Source organism: Sphingobium aromaticiconvertens, from assembly GCF_037154075.1.
In the GTDB taxonomy this organism is placed as follows: domain Bacteria; phylum Pseudomonadota; class Alphaproteobacteria; order Sphingomonadales; family Sphingomonadaceae; genus Sphingobium; species Sphingobium aromaticiconvertens.
This window is the reverse complement of the sequence record NZ_JBANRJ010000001.1, coordinates 4,193,583-4,213,737: the sequence shown is the minus strand read 5'-3', so window position 1 is coordinate 4,213,737 and position 20,155 is coordinate 4,193,583. Positions and strand designations below refer to the sequence as shown.

Here is a 20,155-nt window from a genome sequence, read left to right as displayed (position 1 = left end):
CCGGTTGCGTAACGGCGGTGATGCCCGCTATTTTACTTGTCCGCCTATTTACCGCGACCTCTGGCATAGCGTTTTTGCAGCATGGAGAAGACGGCGCGCAGGCCCAGCGCTTCGCCGCCCTTGGCGCGTCCCGGCTTGGCCGCCGGACGCCAGGCAAAAGTATCCAGATGCACCCAGGGGATATCCTCTGGCGCGAAGCGGCGCAGGAACAGCGCGGCGGTGATCGCACCGGCAAAGCCGCCTTCGCCCGCATTGTTGATGTCGGCAATGTCGGACTTGAGCATATCGGCATAGGGATCCCAAAGCGGCAACCGCCATGTTGGATCGTCGGCGTCGCGGCTGGCCGCTGCCATGTCCGTTGCCAGCGCCTCGTCGTCGGTGAACAGGGCGGGAAGGTCTGGTCCCAGCGCCACGCGGGCGGCCCCCGTCAGTGTCGCAAAGTCGATGATCAGTTCAGGCGTATCCTCGCCCGCCTTCGTCAGTGCGTCGCCCAGCACCAGCCGTCCTTCAGCATCGGTATTGCCGATTTCGACCGTTAACCCCTTGCGGCTGGCCAATATGTCGCCGGGACGAAAGGCATTGCCGCTGATTGCGTTTTCAGCCGCGGGGATCAGCAGGTGCAGGCGCACTGGCATCCGGCTATCCATCACCAGCCTTGCCAGAGCCAGCGCGTGGGCCGCGCCGCCCATATCCTTCTTCATCAGCCGCATGCCGGCCGATGGTTTGATATCCAGCCCGCCGCTGTCGAAGCAGATGCCCTTGCCGATGATCGCGACGCGTGGTGCCGTCTCGTCGCCCCAATGGAGTTCGATAAGGCGCGGGGAGAAGGGTTTTTCCGCCGCCTTGCCGACCCCATGGATCATCGGAAAGCCCGTTTCCAGCGCATCGCCGCGCGTCACCGTCAGACGCGCGCCAAAACTGGTGGCCAGTTCGCTCGCGGCGCGTTCCAGATCGGGCGGTCCCATGTCCGCGGCTGGCGTATTGACGAGGTCGCGGACCAGCGCGATGGCCTGCGCCATCCGCACATGCCCTTCAATCTGCGCGACCTCTTTGGTCAGCAGCACGCGCGGGCCGGTCGCACCCTCCGCCTTGCGATAGCGATTGAAGCTATAATGGGCGGTCAGCCATCCCAGCGCCGCCGCGCCGGCTTTTCCATTGTTCAGGCGATAGGCACCCTCGGGTAAGGTTTCGGCGAGCTTCGCCAGGCACCAATTGCCCAGCTTCGTGGCATCCTTGACCCCGGCGATGGCTGACCAGTCGTCGCCTGCCTCGCCCGGCAGGATCGCGATCTCGCCTGGCTTCCCGTTGAAGCGATGCGCGGCAACAGCGCCGCGCACGTGGTTCGGTTGGCCTCCCAGCCAGGTATCGAGGCTATCTGCGTCTATCAGATGGATGGAACGAGCGCTCTGGCTCTGGTCGGCTTTCAGTAAATTGGAATAATCGGTCATGCCAAAGTGTCTAGAGCATCGCGCGGAAAAGTGGGAACCGGTTTTCCGCTCATGAGCGCATGGGCCGACAGAAAATATGAACAGGGACGGGAACAACAGCCTTTTTCGTCGCTTGGTCCTTTCAATTCACCGCGCGCGCCATTTGCATGTGTGCCTGTGGAGGACTAGCTTGTAATGCATAGAGCATAAGGAGAGTGAGCCATGTTTCACCAGAATGATCGCGGTCTTCAGGCTGCGCGTGACCGCGCCTATATATTGGCCGACAGTGGAAAATTCGAAAATGCCCATGCGGTGGAGCGCGCGCTGATCGCCGAAGGCTGGCCCAATGCCGCCCGTGCGCTGGAAAGCAGCTTTGCTCGCAAGGCGTTGAGCGAACGGTGTCAGGTTGCGACCGCGCATTGATGCAGGGCAGGGATGGTCTGGCGTGGGCCAGAATAGGAAAGGCGTCGCCGGCGCTGGTCGCGATCCTGATTGTATCGGCCTGTTCGAACGAGCCGGATAATCAGGCGGTTGAGGGTAATGCCACGACCAATGCCGTAGCCGCCCGCTTTGCCGAGCGAATGGCGGGTACGCCATTGCCCGCGTCGTCGGCCAAGGCGTTCGTGCAGAGCGAAAAGACCGATCTGCTAGAATTTCTGTATGCCTATCCGGCCCAGGCGGCGGCCGTACCCGCGCTGGTGACGAAATTCGACAAGGCGATGACGGCGGCAAAGACCGATGCGCTCAAGATGGCCCAGAACGATGCGAAATCGGCGAAGCAGGCTGGCTTTCCCTTCCGCACCTATAGTTTGGAAACGCGCTGGAGCGTGAAAGCGGACACGCCGCGCTTTCTGTCGCTCGAATCACAAACCTATGTCTTCACGGGCGGCGCACACGGCATGACCGGCTATGAGCCTCTATTGTGGGACAAGGCACGGAACCGTGAAACCAATATGGCCATGGTGATGACCTCATCCGACGCTTTCGCCGCCGCGATTCATGACCAATTCTGCGCCGCTCTGGACAAGGAGCGTGCGGAAAAGCGCGGTGCGCCGGTGGTGCGTGGCGATGATGATTTCACCAAGTGCATCGACCCGATGAAAGAGGTGCTGGTGCCCACGTCAAAGGATAGCAAGTTGATCGACGCTGTCACCGTCGTCGTTGCGCCCTATAGCGCTGGCCCCTATTCGGAGGGCAGCTACGATGTGGTGCTGCCCGTTGATGCCGCCATGCGCGCGGCGATCAAGACCGAGTATCAGGACGGCTTCATCGCGGCACGGTGACTCGATTCTGCTGAGCGCAGCTTATGCCGCCACAGGCACGCCATAGAGGTCATGATCGTCCGCATCCTCGATCACAACGTCCACAATATCGCCTGCCTTTAGCCCCGCAGGCAGATCACGCAGGAAGACGTTGCCGTCGATCTCCGGCGCGTCGGCCTGACTACGAGCGGTGCCGCCGATGCTGCCATCTTCCTCGTCAGGGTCGCCCACTTCGTCCAGGATGACGGGCAGGGTGCGGCCGACCTTGGCGGTCAGCTTGGCAGCGGAAATGGCGGCGGTGCGCTCCATGATCCGCTGATAGCGTTCTTCCTTGACCTCTTCGGGCACAGCGTCGGGCAGGGCGTTGGCCGCCGCGCCTTCGACAGCCTCGAACCGGAAGGCGCCCACGCGATCGAGTTGCGCCTCATCCAGCCAGTCGAGCAGATACTGGAAATCCTCTTCCGTCTCGCCCGGGAAACCGACGACGAAGCTGGAGCGGATTGTCAGGTCCGGGCAAATGCCCCGCCATTTGTGGATGCGATCCAGCACCTTGGCCTCATTGGCCGGACGCTTCATCAGCTTCAAGACCTTGGGGCTGGCATGCTGAAACGGAATGTCCAGATAGGGGGTCAGCAATCCGTCGGCCATCAGCGGGATGACCTGATCGACGTGGGGATAGGGATAGACATAGTGCAGCCGCACCCAGGGGGCACGCCCTTCGGCGGTCCGCAACTGCCCCAGTTCGCGCGCCATGTCGGTCATGTGCGCACGTACATCACGGCCCTTCCACTGGCGCGATTCGTGCTTTGTATCGACGCCATAGGCCGAAGTATCCTGGCTGATAACCAGCAATTCTTTCGTGCCCGCATGCACCAGCTTCTCCGCCTCACGCAACACCGCGTCGATGCGCCGCGACACCAGGTCGCCACGAATCGAGGGGATGATGCAGAAGGAGCAGCGATGGTTGCAGCCTTCGGAAATCTTCAAATAGCTATAGTGGCGCGGCGTCAGCTTCAGCCCGCCCTCGGGCACCAGGTCGATAAACGCGTTGGGCACGGGCGGCGATGCCTCATGCACCGCATTGACGACCTGCTCATATTGATGCGCGCCGGTGACAGCCAGCACGCTCGGGAAGCGCGCGCGGATCAATTCCGCCTCATTGCCCATGCAGCCGGTGACGATGACACGGCCATTTTCAGCGATCGCTTCGCCGATGGCCTCCAGCGATTCTTCCTTGGCGGAATCGAGAAAGCCGCAGGTGTTGACCAGCACGACGTCGGCGCCGGCATAGTCGGCGGACATCTGATAGCCATCGGAGCGCAGCTTCGTAAGGATGCGTTCGCTGTCCACAAGAGCCTTGGGACAGCCGAGCGACACCATGCCGACTTTCGGCGGTTCGGGAAATATCGTTGCCATGATTGCCGCGCACATAGGGATTTATGCGGCAAATGTCACGCAGGCGTTCGGCGGGTCGTTATGTCTCGTCCGTCCGAGGCTCGTTCGAGCCATTTCCCGCGACGATCTCTACGATCTTGTCGCCGGTCTGGAGCGCCTTGGCGCCCTCTTCCCAAAAGCCGATCGGGCTATTCTCGCGATAGATGCGCACGCCCAGGCCCGTCGCAATGGCGGACAGCGGACCGCCAATTTCTTGCGGAAGGACGCCGCGCTCGTTGAGCTTTACCCGCCCCCCGGAAGCTGCCAGATCCGCCATATAATCGGCAATATGCGGCCCCGTCGTACTGCCAGCCAGCAGCAGTCCGGCAAAGCTGACGGGATTGATGACCGTGGTTGCGCCCGCCTGCCGCGCAGGCAATTCATTATCCTCGTTCCGTACCACAATGCTGATCGGCATGCGCGGGGCCAGGTGGCGGGCGGTCAGGGTGATGAGGATCGAGGTGTCGTCCCGTCCCGCCGATACGATCATCGACCGGGCACGATGGATCTGCACGTCCTTCAGCGTGCGATCGCGCGTCGAATCGCCGCATAATATGTTGCATCCCAGCGTCTCGGCCTCGCCCAGCGCGCGTTCACTCGGGTCGATCACGACGATTTCGCTCGGGTCGGTGCCGCGCGCCAGCAGTTCGTGGACCGCTTCGGACCCGCTGGTGCCGAATCCGGTGACGACGATATGATTGTGCAAATCGGCTTGAATACGGGCCATGCGCCACCTGTAGAGGATGTTGCGGAGAAAGAGGTTATAGGCGGTGCCGAGGAAAATGATCCAGACGAACAGCCGAATCGGCGTCACCAACAGCGCCTCGAACAGCCGGGCTTCGGGCGACACCGGCACGATGTCGCCATAGCCCACCGTCGTAACCGTTACGGTGGTAAAATAGAGGACGTCGATAAAGCTGATCTGATTGTCCAGATTATCGCGCAACCCGTCGCGTCCGACCCAGTGGAGCAACAGCACCAGCGAGATAAGGCCAACGACCAATCCCACCCTCCACGCCAGATCCATCCACATCGGCATGGACGACCGCCGCCGCAACAGCCCCGCCATGGGGGCAGGGGATGGGCGATTATCGATCCTCATGGCTGACCGGGCAACTGGGTGAGGGGGTTCACGGGCGCGCGGTCCTTTCGCAATTCGAAATGTAGCTTGGGTGTGTGGCATAACCGCTATCGCCCGGCAGGCCGATCACCTCACCCTTGCGCCCGGTGTTGTTCTATTGTGCGAAAGCCGCTGTTGTCGAGGCCATCGCCGAATCCTGCGTCAGATCGTAATGCAGGGGCGTCACGGTCACATAGCCTTGCGCGATTGCGGCCAGGTCGCTCCCTTCGGGCATCGCGTCGCTGGGACCAAGGCCGAACCAGTAATAACGATAGCCGCGCGGATCGGTCTGCTCGACGATTCGGGTGCGATCGACGTCGTGGAAGCCCTGCCGCACGACCTTCACGCCCTTGATCGCGTCGGGTTCGATCGCCGGGAAGTTGACGTTGAACAACAGGCGGCGCTCATGCGGCAGCGCGATCAGCGGTCGCAGCACGCGTTCGCCCCACGCCTGTGCAGCGGCAAAGGGCACCGCGTCGCCCATCCCCTCCCGCGCATAGACCTGACTGAGCGCGATCGAACGGATGCCGGAAATGGCGCCCTCCATCGCGGCGGACACCGTGCCCGAATAGGTGACGTCTTCGGCCAGATTTGCCCCGCGATTGACGCCGGACAGGATCAGGTCAGGGGGCGTGTCTTTCATCAGATGCCCGACCGCCATCATCACCGCATCGGTCGGCGTGCCTGTGACGCTGTAATGCTGCTCGCCATGTTTGCGGACGCGCAAGGGGCGGGTCAGCGTCAAGCTGTGGCCCGCGCCGGACTGTTCGTCATGCGGCGCGACGATCCAGATATCATCGGACAATGTCCGCGCGATTGCCTCCAGTACCTTCAGGCCCGGCGCGAACACGCCATCGTCATTGGTCAGCAGGATACGCATGGAGTCCTCATTCCGTTCGTTCGAGCGGGTCAGCGCGGCGTCAAACGCGTCAACCCACCCATATACGGCCCCAGCGCCTCTGGCACGATCACGCTGCCATCCTCCTGCTGGTAATTTTCCAGCACGGCGACCAGCGTCCGTCCCACGGCGAGTCCGGACCCGTTGAGCGTATGCAGGAAGCGCGTCGCCTTCTCCCCCTCCGGCCGATAGCGCGCATTCATCCGCCGCGCCTGAAAATCACCGCAGTTGGAAACGGAGCTGATCTCGCGATAGGTCTGCTGGCTGGGTAGCCACACTTCCAGATCGAAGGTCTTTTGCGCCGAAAAGCCCATGTCGCCGGTGCATAGCAGCATCTTGCGATAGGGCAGGCCCAGCGCCTGCAATATGCCCTCGGCCGCTGCGCACATCCGTTCATGCTCGGCCGCCGATTCCTCGGGCGTACAGATCGCGACCAGTTCGACCTTCTCAAACTGATGCTGGCGGATGAACCCGCGGGTATCGCGCCCCGCCGATCCCGCTTCCGACCGGAAACAGGGGGTCAGCGCGGTGAAACGCAGCGGCAGGCTGTCGGTCGCCAATATCTGCTCGCGGACGAGGTTTGTCAGGCTGACTTCGGCGGTGGGTATCAGCCAGCGACCATCGGTAGTGCGGAACAAATCCTCAGCGAATTTGGGCAACTGCCCGGTGCCGAACAGCGCCTCGTCGCGCACCAGCAACGGCGGGTTGACTTCTTCATAGCCATTCGCGCTGGTCTGCCGGTCGAGCATATATTGCGCCAGCGCGCGGTGCAGCTTCGCCATCTGGCCGCGCAGCGCGGTAAAGCGCGCGCCGGACAGGGTCGCGCCGCTCTCAAAATCCATTCCCAGCGCCGGGCCGAAATCGGCATGGTCCTGCGGCGTGAAATTGAACGAGCGGGCCTCGCCCCAGCGGGCAACCTCTACATTGCCGGCTTCGTCCGCGCCTTCTGGCACATCATCGGCGGGCAGGTTGGGGATGGCCGCCAGCAGGGCGTCCAGCGCCTCGCTCGTCTCCCGATCCTGGGTTTCCAGCGCGGGCAGCTTTTCCTTCAGCGCCGCGACCTCGGCCTTGATGCTGTCGGCCAGCACCATGTCCTTGGCCGCCATCGCCTGCCCGATCGCCTTGCTCGCTTCGTTGCGGCGGGCCTGGCCTTGCTGCAACTCGGTGGCGATGGCCCGCTTTCTGGCGTCCAGCGCCACTATATCGGCGCTCAATGGCGCGGCGCCCCTGCGGGCCAGCCCTGCGTCAAAGGCCTGCGGATTGTCTCGGATGAAGCGGATATCGTGCATCGCTGCCCTATGCCGGTCGGCGCTTTCCCTTGCAAGCATGGCTTGCGCGACCCGATGTAACCCGGCCCGATGCAACCCGGCGTCCGCCCGTCCGTTACCCCTTCACAGCAAAAAGGAGAAGGCGATGCATATAGACCATGACGCGCTGGTGATGGTGGCGGACGGCCGAAAGATACTTGTCTTCCGCAACAAGGGCGACCGAGCCTTCCCCCAGTTGGAGGCGGAAACGGTGCGGCATCAGGAGAATCCCGCCGACCGCGATCAGGCCTCCGACGCGGCTGGGCGCGCTTCATCCCCCATGGGCAGCCGCCAGAGCGCGGTGGAACAGGTCAACTTCCACGATCTTGAGGAGCATCGCTTTGCGGTAGAGGCTGCGGATATGCTCAAGCGGCGCGCGCTCGCGAATGATTTTGAAAAGCTCATCATCGTTGCGCCGCCCCCTACGCTGGGTGAGATGCGCAAATATTATCATAGGACCGTGCAGGATCGGCTGGTGGGAGAGATCGCCAAGGATCTCGCCAATCATCCGGTGCCAGAGATTGAGAAGATTATCGCCGAGGCCTGACCGGCTAGCGGTCAGTCTGAAAAGAAAAGGGCGGACCCGGCTGATCGGGGCCGCCCTTTTTCATATCAGCAACCGATTCGAAGGATCAGGCCGCGTCGTTCTTCTTTGCCCGGTCGGCAAACCTGCGCCGTGCGACCAGCGCTGCGGCCGCCGCACCGAACAGCAGGACCATCGGCGGCGCGGGCACGTCGGTTCCACCGGTGCTGGTGCTGCCGCCCGAACTGCTGCTCGATGTGGACGAGGACGTGCTGGAGCTGGTGGATGAAGAGCTGGACGAGGAAGTGGAAGATGAGGAACTGGTCGAAGAGCTGGTGCTGACCCCGGAAGAGGTTGAGACATTGCCGCTCGATGTCGAGACGTTGCCACTGGAGGTCGAAACACCGCCGGTTGAGGTGGATACGCCGCCGGTGGATGTCGAAACGCCCCCGGTCGAGGTTGACGTCGAAACACCGCCCGTTGAAGTGGATACGCCCCCCGAGGTCGAACTGGTCGAAGAGCTGATGCCGCCGGTGGAACTGCTGGTCGAGGAGATGACCACGCTGCCGCCACCGCTGCCGCCGCCCCCACCGCCGAAGAACCCGCCGACGAAACCGCCGCCGCCAAAGCCGCCGCTGCCACCCATCACGATGGGTACGGCGCCGCCGCCGCCCGACATCGGGATTTCAGGCGCCATCATCGGCGCGGGCATGGGGATGGGAGCCGCCTGAGTCGCGACGGTCACGGTCGAGGGCGCGCAGCTTGTCACGGTTCGCACGACGCGGCGCTTGACCGTCCGCACGGCGTAGCGCTTCTTCGGATAGGTCGCCTTGACGCTCTTGGTCGAGTGGATGATCGCCGGGCGAGGGCTGTCCGCCATATGCACCGCGCCGCCGCCAATGATGGCGCCGCCGCATGTGGCCGCACATAATTTTGCCAAAGCCATCCGAACCGACATAGGATCCACTCTTGTTATTTTGTCTGGCTGCTTCACCCAACTATTGGCGACGTAACGGCAACCGGACATTCCCTATCGCGAGGAACGCAAAATAAAGCGTTAACTGCAATGCCGTTAACCCTGAATGCTTGTCCCGCGTCGAGTGAAATATCCATGACTGCTGAACGCTCATGGTTAACGTCCCATTATGAAACGGCTCGATCGGCCTAAGTAAAGAGTTGCACGACGGTGGCGCGTCATTGCCGGGCTCTGAGGGAGATCTGGCGAGGGCTGAAGAATGATTGATTCGCAATCCGCCCTTCGATCCATCCTCTCGCCATCTGCGGTTCGTTCGGTTTGGGCGCAATGCCCGCTTGTGTCGCCTCCCCGGGCTGGCTATAGGCCCGCTCAACAATAGTCACGGCACCGGGAACTTCCAGCGACCGTTGCCTTCGAGTTCGGAGAGCCAGATGGCATCGCTCGTCAATGCCGACAAAGACGTCAATGCCGAAAAAGGCAAGGAAATCGCGTCCAAGTCGATCGTCGAACTACCCCAGGATTATAAGCCCTCGGCAGACGAGGCTTTCATGAACCCCCGCCAGCTGGAATATTTTCGGCAGCGGCTGTGGGCCTGGAAAAAGCAGATTTTGGCAGAAGCTGAGGTCACGCTTGCCGTTCTCCAGAACGAGCCACTGCGAGAGCCTGACCTTAACGATCGCGCGTCGAGCGAAAGCGACTGGTCGATCGAACTGCGCACCCGCGATCGCCAGCGCAAGCTCATTTCCAAGATCGATTCGGCGCTCCGCCGGATCGAGGATGGTGAATATGGCTATTGTGAAGTAACCGGTGAGCCGATCTCGCTTGGTCGCCTTGAAGCCCGCCCAATTGCGACCATGACTGTAGAAGCGCAGGAGCGCCACGAGCGGCAGGAAAAGGTTTCGCGCGACGATTAACACTTTCTCCATCCGCCTGTGGCATCGCCAATGCATAGAAGCTGCATTGGAAATGGGTCGCGCGAGATGGATGAGTCACAGGATTTTATGGCGGATCGCGGTCCGGCGCGTACCGCGCCGCGCGACAGCCTGTTTCTGCTGACAAATATCACGACAGCGGAAGGCATCAGCCTCGGCAAGGCACGGGTGCGTAATCTCTCCGCCGTCGGATTGATGGCCGATTGCGAACGGCCGATCGCCAGAGGTGCGCGGATTGTCGTTGAACTACGGGGGGTGGGTCTGGTTACAGGCCGGGTCGCCTGGGCGCAGGCGGACAGGATCGGCGTCGCTTTCGACGAACTGATCGACCCGCAATTGGCGCGCAAGCCGGTTGGGACCAAACGATCGGAAGCGCAGTTGCCCGATTATCTGCGCCCGCTTACCAAGCGTCGCTGACAGCCCCGGCCAACGGACAGGGCTGTCATCTTCGTCCTGCGGGAGGCGCGACGCCTAATTCGGCCCGCGTATCTCTTCCTTCAACCGCAATTTCTGCTTCTTGAGGGATGCGACCAAAATCGCGTCGGGAAGGGGCCGACTCGTCTCCGCCTTGATACGGGCGTCGAGTCCGGCATGTTTGGCCGAAAGCGCAGAAACGTGGCTATTTTCCATGACATTCTCCTTACGAGGGTAATGGATGATCGAGTAGATCACGAATCATCGGTCCTGTCTCGCCATGATTATGGTGTTGCGACGATCCCCCGTGAATTTGCGATGGCTCGCTTGGCCCCGCCTCGCTATCATCACCGAATACAGCGCATCTGACGAAGCCTGATGGGGCGTTTAAGTGGAGACGGATTGGCGGTGAGTACCGAAGATATCATGCGCCGACTGGAACTGCTGCGAGTGGAGCATCGCGACCTTGACGGTGCGATCGCGGCGCTGATTGACGGGGGCACCGGGGATCAGATGCAACTGGCACGGCTCAAGAAGCGCAAGCTGCGCCTGCGCGATGAAATAGCGATCCTGGAAGATCAACTGGTGCCCGACATCATCGCCTGATCGGCCCCCGATCGACCGCGGCCTGCGCTGGATTCGCGGCCTGCTGCACTTCCCGCTTTGGGACAGTTAAAGGTAAAAGGGTTAACGGCCCTGACAAGACGTGGTGGCTGTGGCAGCAGAGCACATGCGTTCGACTTCACCCTTCGATTCAAGTCTTCATCGGCGTCTTGTCGACAGCCTTTATGTTGAGGCGATGGTCATGGCGGATGAAGCCCGTAGCTATTTCGATACCAGTTTGGCGGTGGAGCAGGGGTTTGATGATCCGCTGCAGCGCATCGCCTTCACCTGCGAATCGCTGAAGGTCACGACCCGGCTCATGCACATCATTGCCTGGCTTCTCAGCCAGCGGGCTTTCCAGCGTGGAGAGATCGACGAGTCCGATTTGCTGAGCGAGAAATACAGCCTCGGCCCGGCCAGCGTCAGTGATCGTGCGCAAGTCGCGGACTTCCCCTTCGCCGTCCGTGCGCTGGTGGATGGGAGCGAGGAACTTTATGATCGCGTCGCCCGGCTTCAGGACCGGATGTTGATCGCTGCGCGTCGCCGTCCCGCGCCCGAAGCCAGCCCGGCGCGTATGCTGATGGACCGGCTCCACATGGCTTTCTGAAAAAGCCATCGTCCGGTGTCGCGATTTGGTCGGCCATCTGCCGATCATGGCTGGCGCGCCCGGCCTTTTCTGGTTTAGACAGGCGGACATGACCTACGGTTCGCGGACTTGCCGCCGTCTCTTTGGCCGTCCGCTGCCTGGCCGCAATGTTGCTATATGCTTCATCCTGTCTCCGTTGGCGTTTGCGCCCGTGTCTGTTCTGGCCTGGCAGGGGGGGGGCAGGCAAGGGGGGAGCGGGGCGACACCGCCCGTTACCGTCCGCTCAGTTATCGTTCCGCCCGGCACCGTTTCACCCGGCGATACGCCACTTGATAGTCCGCTCGATCCCATGCCCGATATCGGCATTGCGTGGCCCGACATGGGGCAGCCCGACAGCGTGGTGCCCATTCCATCCGATCCGCAGGATGTGAACGATGATGCGACTGACACGCAGGCAATTGCCCCGGATATCGCGCCGACAATAGTGGATCCGGCGGCCAGCTTTACCGATACCGGTGAGGAGCGGCGTTACACGGTGACGCTTTCGGGCCTGGACGGCATCGCGGATGATGTGTTCAATACCCGGTTCAGCGACCTGTCGGTGTTGAAGCAAGGGGAGGGAAAGGTCGCCAACCTAGCGCAGATCAACCGGCGTATCAAGGAAGACAGCGACCTGCTCGATCGCCTGCTGCGGGCCAAGGGCTATTATGCCGCGCGGGTGCGCGGCCTCGTTGCGGCGCCCCCTGCGGGCAGCGATCGTCTGGCGGTCAGCTTCGACATCCAGCCGGGTACGCGATATTCCCTCGCCTCGGTCGATCTGGAAGGGTTGGCGGACACGGGTGACAACCAGCCTGTGTTGCGAAAGGCGTTCCCGGTGGCCGTGGGCGACCCGATCGATGCAGACAAGATATTGGGCGCGCAAAATACGCTCGCGATCGCACTGGGAGAAAACGGTTTTCCTTTCGCCAAGGTGGACGAACCTGAGGTTCGCGTCGATCATGAGGAGCGCAAGGGCGACCTGGATATCGTCGTAACGCCCGGCGGCTTCCGTACTTTCGGCCAGATCGTCATGGCCAATGATGAATTGTTCAGTGCGGGCCATGTCCAGCGGATTGCCCGATTCAAATCCGGCGACACCTATATGGCCTCTGATGTGGAGGATTTGCGCCGCGCGCTGGTCGCCACCGGCCTTGTTTCCTCCGTCACGCTGGTGCCGCGCGACGCGGGCGATGGTACCCATGTCGACCTGGCTGTCGATACGCGTCCGGCGCCGCTGCGGACCATTGCGGGCGAACTGGGCTATGGCACGGGTGAGGGCTATCGTGCGGAGGTCAGTTGGCAGCATCGCAACCTGCTGCCACCCGAAGGCGCGGTGACGCTGCGCGGCGTATTGGGTACGCAGGAGCAGACTGCCTCCGCCACCTATCGCCGCAGCAATTTCATGCGCCGCGACAATGTCCTGACCGGCCTGCTCTCGATCAGCAATATCAAGCGCGACGCTTATGATGCGCGCACCATAACCTTGTCGGGCGGGCTGGAACGGCAGACGAACATCATCTTCCAAAAGAAATGGGTGTGGCGCATCGGCGCGGAGCTGGTGGCATCGGACGAAGCTGACAGCTTCAGCAAGATTGTGGGCGGGCGTCGTACTTTCTTCATCGCGGCCCTGCCGCTTGGCCTTACCTATGATGGCAGCGACGATCTGTTGAATCCGTCGACGGGCTTCCGTCTGAGCGGCCGGGTCAGTCCCGAACTGTCGTTCCAGAACGGCACCTTCGGCTATGCGCGGGCGCAAGTGGATGGCAGCATCTATCAACCTGTGGGTGAGCGCGTCGTCCTCGCCTCCCGCGCGCGTTTTGGGACCATCCTGGGGGCGGACGTCAGCGCCATCGCACCATCGCGCCGCTATTATGCCGGTGGTGGTGGATCGGTGCGCGGCTATAGCTATCAGGCGATTGGTCCGCGCGACAGCAACAACGATCCCATCGGCGGCAAGAGCCTGGCGGAATTTTCGCTGGAGGCGCGGGTGCGCTTTGGCAATTTCGGCGTTGTGCCCTTCGTCGATGCGGGCAACATCTCCACCAGCTTCGTGCCGCGCTTTCAGGATCTTCGGATCGGGGCGGGCGTTGGCGTGCGCTATTACAGCAATTTCGGCCCCATCCGCGTCGATGTCGGCACGCCCATCAATCCGCAGCCCGGCGATCCGCGCATTGCCGTCTATGTGTCGCTGGGGCAGGCCTTCTGATGGCGGATGAAACACCCGTGCCGGGCGAAGACGTCGCCCCGACACCGCCACGCCGTCGCGCCTGGGATGGGCGGTGGCAGCGCTGGTTGCTAGGATTGGTCCTGACGGCGATATTGATCGTCGGCGGCGCGCTCGCCTGGCTGGACACCGCGCCGGGGCATCGTTTCCTCGTGTCGCGTGTTGCGCGCATCGCCCCGGAATCAGGCCTGCGTATCCATGTCGACCGGATTGACGGCAGCATTTATCGAAAGGCGGTCCTGCACGGCCTTATGTTGTCGGACCCCAATGGGCGTTTTCTGTCGGCGCCACGCGTCGAACTGGACTGGTTCCCCTTCGCCTGGCTCTCCAACCGGCTGGATATTGATCGGCTGGTCATTCCCGCCGCTACGCTGCACGCTCTGCCAAAGCTCAAGCCCACACAGCGACAGGGACCTATCCTCCCCGATTTCGACATTCGCCTGATGCAATTTTCGGTTGGCAGGCTGACGATCGCGCCGGGTATCACCGGACGGCAGCAGGTCGCGACGCTTCTGGGTGATGCCGACATCCGCGCTGGCCGCGCGATCATCGACCTGTCGGCGCGCGTGCTCGATGGGCAGGATGCTCTGCAACTGGCGCTCGACAGTCGCCCGGATGTCGATCGCTTCGACGTGGACGTGACCGTCAATGCGCCGGCGGGCGGCGTTCTGGCGGCCATGGCAGGGACCAGACAAGACGCTAACCTGCGGGTGAAGGGTAAGGGCACATGGACCCGATGGGATGGCACGCTTGCCGCTACGCTCGATGCGCAGCCAGTTCTCGCCCTTGGTCTTACCGCGCGCAGCGGCACATATACCGCCAATGGCTCGCTTCAGGGCGCGGCGATCGCGGGCAATGGGCTGATCCAGCGCCTTTCGGCGCCACGGCTTGACCTCAGCGCCAGCGGCACTCTTGAAAACCGGATCATCGACGGCAAGCTGGCGATCCGTTCGCCCGCGATTGACCTGACTGCCGATGGCGCGATCGACCTGCGTCACAATGCGCTCGACAATGTGCTGGTCGAATTGAAGCTGGCTCGGCCTCAGGCATTGCTCAAGACCATGCGCGGGCGTGACATCGCCGCCCGCATTCGACTCGACGGGGCGATTGAGAGCCTGGGCTACGAATATCTGCTGACGGCAAAGCAACTGGCGTTCGACAAGGCGCTCATCAGCGATGTGCGCGCTGATGGAAAGGGCCATCGCGCACCCAACGGTGCCGCGCTCATTCCCGTTCGCCTGCGCGCCAGCCGCCTTGATGGACAGGGCGAACTCGTCACCGGCATTTTCCGCAACTTCGCGCTGGACGGTGTGCTGCAATTAAAGGGGCAGCAGATCGTCAGCAATCCGATGCAGGTTCGCTCCGACAAGCTGCGCGGGCAGTTGGTGATGCTCGCCGACCTTCGCACCGGCCGCTATGATTTCGGCCTGACCGGCGCAATTCAGGGCCTGCTGATCCGGGGTCTGGGTATCGTCGATATCAACTCGAAACTACGTGCCGTGCCCGGTCCGGGCGGCAGCTTTGGCCTTAGCGGCCAGGCGGAGGCGCGGGTGCGACGGTTGGACAATGACTTTCTTCGCACGCTGGGCGGCGGCCTGCCCACGATACGCACGGATCTCTCGTTGCGACCGGACCAGCAACTTGCCCTTACCAACCTGCGCCTTACCGCGCCGGCGCTGACGCTTTCAGCCAAAGGCGTGCGGCATCGCGATGGCACCCTCCATCTCGAAGGCAGCGGTCGCCATGCCCAATATGGCCCGGTCAGCCTGACGCTGGATGGGAATATAGAGCGGCCCAAGGTCGATCTGCGTCTGTTGCGTCCCATGGATGCGCTGGGCCTGCGCGATGTGCATGTACTGCTTGATCCCGATGCGGTCGGCTATGCCTTCACGGCTAATGGGGGATCGACGCTCGGCCCCTTCACCGGCAACGGACAAATCCTGTTGCCACAGGGCGGTCAGGCCATTGTCCGCGTCGCCCGCCTTGCCGTGTCGAACGTGATCGCCAGCGGTGACATTCGCCCGGTGACGGGCGGCCTGGACGGCGTGCTGAACGTCACTGGTCCTGTTACCGGCACGGTCGCGTTGCGTCCCGTCAACACCCTCCAACAGGTCATCCTGGCGCTCACCGCACGCGATGCGGGGTTCGATGGCCCGACACGGATCGACGTGCGGAACGGAAAGCTGGACGCCACCATCACGCTCGATCCCGCAGGGTCGTCGATCAACGCTGTTGCCGAGGCGCGGGGTTTGCGTGTCGGCGGCATCCGTCTTGGCCGCATGGCGCTCAACGCCGATCTCAAGGATGGGCGAGGCAAGGTTCGCGCCAGCCTTAGCGGCCAACGCGGTCGCCTCTTCGATCTTCAGGGTGAGGCGCAGGTGGAACCTGACCGCATCCGCCTCTCGGCCAGTGGCACGATCGACAAGCGCCCCATTCGCATCGTCCGTTCGGCGCTGTTGACCCGGGCGGGGGATGGTTGGCGGCTGTCACCCGCAACCATCAGCTTTAGTGGCGGTTCTGCCCAGCTTGCGGGGCAATTGGGCGAGGAAACGACACAGATCGACCTGCGCCTGAACAAGATGCCGCTGTCCCTGCTCGACATAGCCTATGATAATCTGGGTCTTGGCGGCATGGCGACCGGATCGCTGACCTATGCGCTTCCGCGCGACGGCGTACCAACGGGCAGTGCGGAGTTGCGCCTGCGCGGTCTTTCCCGCTCTGGTCTGTCGCTTAGTTCGCGACCTGTTGATATCGGTCTTAACGCCGCGCTCACCCCCGACCGCCTCGCCGCACGGATGTTGTTCGTTAGCGAGGGGCAGACCATCGGCCGCGGGCAGGCGCTGCTGACCCCGCTGGGGCAGGGGGGCTTCCTCTCCCGCATCGAAAACGCACCGCTCTTTGCCCAGCTACGCTATAATGGCACTGCCGACACGCTCTGGCGCCTGACGGGGGTGGAGATTGTCGACATCGCGGGGCCCGTCGCCGTCTCAGCCGATGCGCGGGGGACACTCGCCAACCCGGTCATCAGCGGCGCGCTGGCAACCGATGCTGCGTCTATCAACAGTCCGATCACCGGCATGCGCCTGCACAACGTCAAGGCGCGAGGGCGCTTTTCCGGGCCTCAACTCGTCATCAACAGTTTCTCAGGCCAGGCGCAAAATGGCGGCAGCGTGACCGGCGCCGGGCGTTTCGACCTGGGCGGGATAAAGGGCGTTGGCATGGATCTGGCTTTCCAGGCGGACAATGCCGCCCTGCTGGAGCGGGACGATATCGCCGCCACCGTCACCGGCCCCATTTCCCTGAAATCCGACGGTGTCGGTGGCACGATCGGTGGCGATCTGGTCCTGAACAAGAGCCGCTTCACACTGGGCCGCGCTGCCGCAGTTGCGCAACTGCCCGAACTGAAAGTGAAGGAGGTCAACCGCCGGGGCGAGGAGTTTGAACGCCCCATAACATCCGCGCCCTGGGCGTTGGCGATCAAGGCCCGTGCCCGCAACCGTGTGACCGTGACAGGCCTGGGCCTCGACAGCGAATGGCGCGCCAATCTCGACATTGGCGGGACCGTCACCAATCCGGCTATTGCGGGCACCGCCGACCTGGTGCGCGGTGGCTATGAGTTCGCAGGCAGGCGCTTCGATCTGCGGGAGGGCAAGATCGTGTTTGATGGTCGCACACCCACCAACCCGACGCTGGATATCGAGGCGGAGGCCAATATCAGCAACCTCAGCGCCACTATTCGCGTCGGCGGCACGGGCCTGAAGCCCGAAATCACCTTCACCAGCATTCCCGCGCTGCCGGAGGATGAACTGCTCTCGCGTCTGCTTTTTGGCACGTCGATCACCAATCTGTCCGCGCCCGAAGCGCTTCAGCTTGCTTCGGCTGTCGGGGCGTTACAGGGTGGCGATGGGCTGGACCCGATCAATGCCGTGCGCAAGGCAGCGGGGCTGGATCGCCTGCGTATCATCGCCGCCGATCCGACCCAGAATCAAGGCACGTCGATTGCGGCGGGCAAATATCTGACGCGCAAAACCTATGTCGAACTCATCACCGACGGGCAGGGCTATTCCGCTACCCGCATGGAGTATCAGGTGACGCGCTGGCTTTCGCTGCTCGGCGCTATCTCCACTCTGGGGCGGCAAAGCGCCAACGTTCGGGTATCGAAGGATTATTGATCTTGACCGAGAGGCGTCAGAAATCGCGGATAGACACAGGGACGGCGATTAGCGTCATGGACCTGTTCACCATCGGCATCGGTCCCTCCAGCTCGCATACGGTCGGGCCGATGCGTGCTGCGCTCATGTTCATGGAGCAGCTTTCCGGTACGCCCGCACGCGTGCAATGCGACCTTTATGGCTCGCTGGCGCTGACCGGAAAGGGGCATGCCACCGACGCCGCCATTCTGCTTGGCCTGTCGGGCTATCGCCCTGAAACGGTCGACCCTGACGCGGTGACGGACATATTGGCGACGATCCGCCATGATGAGCAGATCCGTTATCGCGGCGACATCATCCCCTTTGTCGAATCGCGCGATCTGCTCTTCCACATGGGCGAGTTTCTGGAGGCGCATTCCAACGGGATGCGTTTTTCCGCCTGGTTCGAGGGTGCGGACGAACCCATCGTGCGCGACTATTATTCCATTGGCGGCGGCGCGGTCCTGCCCGGCAGCGTGGAGGGGATCGACCCGAATACACCGCTGGGCCACAATATCGTGCAGCCATACCCGTTTTCTTCTGGCGCGGAAATGCTCGCTATGGGTGAGGAAACGGGTCTGTGTATCGGCACGATCGTTCAACGGAACGAGGGGGCTTGGCGCGCGCAGGCGGAAACCGATGCCTTCCTCGATCGCGTGATCGACGCCATGAGCGAGTCCATCGATCGGGGCATGAAGCAGGAAGGCTTGCTGCCCGGCGGCCTTAAGGTTCGCCGTCGCGCCCGCGCCATTCATGCGCGTTTGCGTGCGTCGCAGGACGTTCCAGCGCCTGCGCAGGTGTTTGAGTGGGTCAGCCTCTTCGCGTTGGCGGTGAATGAGGAGAATGCGGCGGGTGGTCGGGTCGTCACCGCCCCTACTAACGGTGCGGCGGGCGTCATTCCGGCGGTGTTGCGCTATTATCGCCGCTTCGTGCCCGGCGCAGACCGGGAAGGGGAGCGGACCTTCCTTTATACCGCCGCCGCCATCGGTTTCCTCTACAAGAAGCGTGCGTCCATCTCTGCCGCGGAAATGGGCTGCCAGGGCGAGGTGGGGGTCGCCTGCTCCATGGCCGCCGCCGCGCTTGCCGCCGTGCTGGGCGGCACCAATCAACAGGTCGAAAATGCCGCTGAGATCGGCATGGAGCATAATCTGGGCCTCACCTGCGATCCCATTGGCGGGCTTGTCCAGATTCCCTGCATCGAACGCAACACGATGGGCGCGGTTAAGGCGATCAATGCTGCCTATCTGGCGCTTCAGGGCGATGGGCGCCATATCGTCAGCCTGGACGCGGTCATCGAAACCATGCGCCAGACCGGCGAGGATATGGCCAGCCGCTACAAGGAAACCAGTCTGGGAGGGCTGGCCGTCAACGTGGTGGAGTGCTGATCTTTTTCCCTGTCTGCTCATCCCCAAAAGCCAACGGCATCACGACGAGCTGCCCTTATTCGTGACAAATCTGCCACATAAGTCCTTGTTTATCCTAGGTTCATGAAACAAACGGGTTTGTCCGGACTTCAACGTCATCCCCACACAGGGGAAGAATGACGAATGGAGTTTGTATGAAAAAGATCATGGTCGCGGCCCTTCTGACGGGCACTGCAATCGCCACTCCGGCGCTGGCGCAGGACACCACCCCGACCTTCACCGGCCCCCGCGTCGAAGCCATATTGGGCTACGATCACATTGGCGCCGGCAGCGACGCCGACAACCAGAATGGTCGCGACGATCAGTCGATCGACGGCCTGCTTTATGGTGTCGGCGCCGGTTATGACATCAATCTGGGCAGCGCGGTTGTCGGGGTTGAGGGTGAAATTACCGATTCTACCGCAAAAAGTGGTCGCTTCGATCCCACTGACCAGTTCGGCTTCGGTCGGGTAAAGGCAGGACGCGACCTCTATGTTGGCGCTCGCGCTGGCTTCCTGGTCAATCCTGCGACCCTGTTGTACGTGAAGGGCGGCTACACCAACCAGAAACTGGGCGTTCTGGCCGGCAACACTAATCAGCAGACCGACGAGTCGTTCAAGCTGGACGGCTGGAGGGTAGGCGGCGGCGTCGAGCGCGCCATCGGCACCAACAGCTTCGCCAAGGTCGAATATCGCTATTCGAAGTACGACAGCGCGCATATCGATTATATGGACGGTGCCACCAGCAGCGAATTCGACATCGACACCGACCGGCATCAAGTGGTTGCCAGCGTCGGCTATCGTTTCTGATGATAAGG

18 protein-coding genes and 1 pseudogene are annotated in these 20,155 nt (G+C 62.4%); 12 read left to right on the top strand and 7 right to left on the bottom strand.

The annotated features are described in order from the left end of the window. Window positions 1-44 precede the first annotated feature (44 nt). Window positions 45-1,448 (bottom strand): leucyl aminopeptidase family protein, encoded by a 1,404-nt coding sequence (locus WFR25_RS20305; RefSeq protein WP_336973203.1) that lies wholly within the window; start codon window positions 1,446-1,448, stop codon window positions 45-47. Between the two features lie 201 nt (window positions 1,449-1,649). Here WFR25_RS20305 and WFR25_RS20300 point away from each other — a divergent pair, with 201 nt between their 5' ends. Continuing rightward, entirely contained in the window at window positions 1,650-1,850 is a 201-nt protein-coding gene (locus tag WFR25_RS20300) for a hypothetical protein (protein ID WP_336973202.1), read from the top strand. Next, window positions 1,850-2,710 carry a DUF4163 domain-containing protein gene (locus WFR25_RS20295; RefSeq protein ID WP_336973201.1) on the top strand — a complete coding sequence of 287 codons (861 nt, stop codon included), beginning with the start codon at window positions 1,850-1,852 and terminating at the stop codon, window positions 2,708-2,710. The genes WFR25_RS20300 and WFR25_RS20295 overlap by 1 nt, the downstream gene beginning before the upstream one ends. Window positions 2,711-2,731: 21 nt before the next feature. Here the strand turns inward: WFR25_RS20295 and rimO are convergent, their stop codons facing one another. The 5 genes and pseudogenes from rimO to serS all read right to left on the bottom strand — a co-directional run bounded on the left by rimO (window position 2,732) and on the right by serS (window position 7,430). Continuing rightward, on the bottom strand, window positions 2,732-4,120 hold the full coding sequence (gene rimO / locus WFR25_RS20290; RefSeq protein WP_336973200.1) for a 30S ribosomal protein S12 methylthiotransferase RimO: 1,389 nt from the start codon (window positions 4,118-4,120) through the stop codon (window positions 2,732-2,734). Between the two features lie 43 nt (window positions 4,121-4,163). Beyond that, the gene (locus tag WFR25_RS20285) at window positions 4,164-5,156 is read right to left on the bottom strand and encodes a potassium channel family protein (protein WP_419723218.1); all 993 of its coding nucleotides are present in this window, start codon (window positions 5,154-5,156) and stop codon (window positions 4,164-4,166) included. A 65-nt stretch (window positions 5,157-5,221) separates the two neighbouring features. Beyond that, window positions 5,222-5,343, bottom strand: a pseudogene (locus tag WFR25_RS20280) (M23 family metallopeptidase); the annotation flags it as partial. A gap of 15 nt (window positions 5,344-5,358) precedes the next feature. After that, on the bottom strand, window positions 5,359-6,123 hold the full coding sequence (surE, locus tag WFR25_RS20275; protein WP_336973197.1) for a 5'/3'-nucleotidase SurE: 765 nt from the start codon (window positions 6,121-6,123) through the stop codon (window positions 5,359-5,361). A gap of 29 nt (window positions 6,124-6,152) precedes the next feature. Beyond that, window positions 6,153-7,430, bottom strand: a complete 1,278-nt coding sequence (serS, locus tag WFR25_RS20270) for a serine--tRNA ligase (protein WP_336973196.1) — start codon at window positions 7,428-7,430, stop codon at window positions 6,153-6,155. Between the two features lie 124 nt (window positions 7,431-7,554). Here serS and WFR25_RS20265 point away from each other — a divergent pair, with 124 nt between their 5' ends. The 4 genes from WFR25_RS20265 to WFR25_RS20250 all read left to right on the top strand — a co-directional run bounded on the left by WFR25_RS20265 (window position 7,555) and on the right by WFR25_RS20250 (window position 10,296). Then, window positions 7,555-7,995: a host attachment family protein gene (locus WFR25_RS20265; RefSeq protein WP_336973195.1), complete on the top strand. Its 441-nt coding sequence runs from the start codon at window positions 7,555-7,557 to the stop codon at window positions 7,993-7,995. 206 nt (window positions 7,996-8,201) lie between these two features. Then, window positions 8,202-8,702: a hypothetical protein gene (locus WFR25_RS20260; RefSeq protein ID WP_336973193.1), complete on the top strand. Its 501-nt coding sequence runs from the start codon at window positions 8,202-8,204 to the stop codon at window positions 8,700-8,702. Window positions 8,703-9,378: 676 nt separating this feature from the next. Next, window positions 9,379-9,861, top strand: a complete 483-nt coding sequence (gene dksA, locus WFR25_RS20255) for an RNA polymerase-binding protein DksA (protein ID WP_336973190.1) — start codon at window positions 9,379-9,381, stop codon at window positions 9,859-9,861. 66 nt (window positions 9,862-9,927) lie between these two features. Further along, on the top strand, window positions 9,928-10,296 hold the full coding sequence (locus WFR25_RS20250; RefSeq protein WP_336973187.1) for a PilZ domain-containing protein: 369 nt from the start codon (window positions 9,928-9,930) through the stop codon (window positions 10,294-10,296). 54 nt (window positions 10,297-10,350) lie between these two features. Here the strand turns inward: WFR25_RS20250 and WFR25_RS20245 are convergent, their stop codons facing one another. Further along, the gene (locus tag WFR25_RS20245; RefSeq protein ID WP_336973185.1) at window positions 10,351-10,509 is read right to left on the bottom strand and encodes a YdcH family protein; all 159 of its coding nucleotides are present in this window, start codon (window positions 10,507-10,509) and stop codon (window positions 10,351-10,353) included. A gap of 210 nt (window positions 10,510-10,719) precedes the next feature. Between WFR25_RS20245 and WFR25_RS20240 the strand changes: the two genes are divergently transcribed. The 6 genes from WFR25_RS20240 to WFR25_RS20215 all read left to right on the top strand — a co-directional run bounded on the left by WFR25_RS20240 (window position 10,720) and on the right by WFR25_RS20215 (window position 20,147). Continuing rightward, the gene (locus tag WFR25_RS20240; RefSeq protein WP_336974985.1) at window positions 10,720-10,899 is read left to right on the top strand and encodes a YdcH family protein; all 180 of its coding nucleotides are present in this window, start codon (window positions 10,720-10,722) and stop codon (window positions 10,897-10,899) included. A gap of 124 nt (window positions 10,900-11,023) precedes the next feature. Continuing rightward, window positions 11,024-11,503 carry a DUF1465 family protein gene (locus tag WFR25_RS20235; RefSeq protein ID WP_336973184.1) on the top strand — a complete coding sequence of 160 codons (480 nt, stop codon included), beginning with the start codon at window positions 11,024-11,026 and terminating at the stop codon, window positions 11,501-11,503. An 88-nt stretch (window positions 11,504-11,591) separates the two neighbouring features. Continuing rightward, window positions 11,592-13,727 carry an autotransporter assembly complex protein TamA gene (locus WFR25_RS20230; RefSeq protein ID WP_419723175.1) on the top strand — a complete coding sequence of 712 codons (2,136 nt, stop codon included), beginning with the start codon at window positions 11,592-11,594 and terminating at the stop codon, window positions 13,725-13,727. Continuing rightward, window positions 13,727-17,917, top strand: coding sequence for a translocation/assembly module TamB domain-containing protein (locus tag WFR25_RS20225; protein WP_336973183.1), 4,191 nt, complete (start codon window positions 13,727-13,729; stop codon window positions 17,915-17,917). Before WFR25_RS20230 ends, WFR25_RS20225 begins: the two co-directional genes overlap by 1 nt. Window positions 17,918-17,973: 56 nt before the next feature. Next, the gene (locus WFR25_RS20220) at window positions 17,974-19,320 is read left to right on the top strand and encodes an L-serine ammonia-lyase (RefSeq protein ID WP_336974983.1); all 1,347 of its coding nucleotides are present in this window, start codon (window positions 17,974-17,976) and stop codon (window positions 19,318-19,320) included. A 173-nt stretch (window positions 19,321-19,493) separates the two neighbouring features. Further along, entirely contained in the window at window positions 19,494-20,147 is a 654-nt protein-coding gene (locus WFR25_RS20215; protein ID WP_336973182.1) for an outer membrane protein, read from the top strand. Window positions 20,148-20,155: the final 8 nt, after the last annotated feature.